This window comes from Neobacillus cucumis (assembly GCF_023715505.1).
In genome coordinates, this window is record NZ_JAMBOH010000095.1 from 1 (window position 1) to 840 (window position 840).

At 42.4% G+C, this 840-nt stretch carries 1 protein-coding gene and 1 pseudogene; one reads left to right on the top strand and one right to left on the bottom strand.

Annotated elements, in window-relative coordinates; all coding sequences use genetic code 11:
• The first annotated feature begins 90 nt into the window (after positions 1-90).
• Positions 91-261, top strand: a complete 171-nt coding sequence (locus tag M3226_RS31540) for a hypothetical protein (protein ID WP_251573415.1) — start codon at positions 91-93, stop codon at positions 259-261.
• A 120-nt stretch (positions 262-381) separates the two neighbouring features.
• Here M3226_RS31540 and M3226_RS31545 read toward each other — a convergent pair.
• A pseudogene (locus tag M3226_RS31545) lies at positions 382-840 on the bottom strand (hypothetical protein); the annotation flags it as partial.

Consider the following 840-nt stretch of genomic DNA (forward strand, 5'->3'; position numbering starts at 1 on the left):
TCCCCCTGCTCCCCTTTTTATTATAGCAAATGTTTCAAATTCTATTAAATGGGTATATAAAAGCTACTAATATATAAAGGAGCGAGTGCAATGGATGAAATGAATAAACTAAAGACAAAATTGAAGGTCGAGGCCAATAAAAATGGCTCGATGACACAGGACTTTGATGATGTAAAAAGGCTTGGAAAGGAAATGAAGAAAGCCAAAACAGGCTCCGATCTTGAGAAAGAGGATAACAAAACTCCCGACCCACTTCAATAAAAGCGGCCATTCAGTATGGCCGCTATTTTTTCGCTTTATCCTCTATTAAAAGGACCTAAAAGGACCTGCACCCATGTTGAGTGCAAGCCCCCTATTTATGTTAAATATCGATTCCATTGATCAGATTTGTTTATCAAGCGGGTCCTCTTGACCATATCGCTGATAAAATTCATCCACCTGCTTTTCAGGATGGGAATCTCCATTCTTTTGCCGTAATTCACCATTGCCTTCTTGTTGAAGATCTCTGTCATCAATCTTGGCAATATTATAACCGGAGAGATGCTGGCCTGGTTCCCCGCGGCTCCGCTGTCCATTTTGGGACCCTCGACCATTAGCCTCTTGTCCATTCTGATGCAGGTTATCATTTTGCCAAGTTTGACTCTCGCCCGATTGTCCATTTTGCCTAAACTGTTCCTGCCGTTGTTGGTTCCCTTGTTGAGAGCTCTGCCCATCCATAAACGTAAGCCCATCGTCTCTATGCCCATACTTTTGCTTTAAATCACGCTCGTCGTTCCTTGATGTCTGCTCGTTTTTATATAGAGCATCATCGGTCTTCATACCTGCTTCTTCCATATTCTG